The sequence below is a fragment of the Kamptonema formosum PCC 10802 genome, from assembly GCF_000332335.1.
GTDB lineage: Bacteria > Cyanobacteriota > Cyanobacteriia > Cyanobacteriales > Oscillatoriaceae > Oscillatoria.
Genome location: NZ_KB235950.1, coordinates 46786 through 47574, shown reverse-complemented (window position 1 = coordinate 47574; position 789 = coordinate 46786). Strand labels below are relative to the sequence as shown.

The 789-nt window shown below is 43.6% G+C and carries 1 pseudogene; it reads left to right on the top strand.

From position 1 onward, the window contains the following. Positions 1 to 442 (top strand): annotated as a pseudogene (locus tag OSC10802_RS43110) (RNA-guided endonuclease TnpB family protein); the annotation flags it as partial. Between the last annotated feature and the right edge of the window lie 347 nt (positions 443 to 789).

Below are 789 nucleotides of genomic sequence, written 5' to 3'. Positions count from 1 at the left end.
TATTGCCTTTGTGGGAGATAGCGGTGCGGGATTATTACCATTTGCAGAGGGAGTGCCAACCTATGAGCGTGAGATAAAAGCCTTACAGCGTCAGATGGAGAGGTCTAGACGTGCCAATAACCCCGATAACTACAATTCTGACTTTGAAGGAAAACGAGGGCGCAAGACTGTCCTCAAGAAGGGGAAGTGTAAAAAGGGTAAATCCAAATGGAATAATTCCAAGAGATACCATTGTGTTTCCCGTAAGAAACGTGAGTTAGAACGTAGAAAAGCTGCTTATGCAAAGTCCCAAAACCGTAAGGTGGTTAACGAGATACTTAGGCATGGCAAGAATATCAAAACCGAGAAGGTATCGATAAAAGGCTGGCAGAAGCGTTATGGTAAAGCCATAGCTGCTAAGTCCCCAGGTTTTGTCCAATCTGAATTGAAACGCTGGCGCTGAGAACGCTGGCGGTTCATTCTATAAGTTTTCTACTCAGAAGACAGCGCTATCACAAACTCATCTGAATGGTGAGCGGATTAAGAAGAAATTATCCGAGAGAGTTCATCGTGATGTAACAGGAGTTGTGATGCACCGGGATTTATTTAGCGCTTACCTGAGTAGATACGTTGATGAGGATGACAAGCTTTCATTGCAGGATGCTAGTAATAGTTATCGGGGGACGGAGCACAAGTGTTGAATCTTAACAATTCGACATAAAAAAAGCGCCCAAAACGTGCTATGATTTGGGCTACGGTCAAATCAATCCTGTTAATAACCTGTGCTCAACTCATTCTCTAAGATTGTCC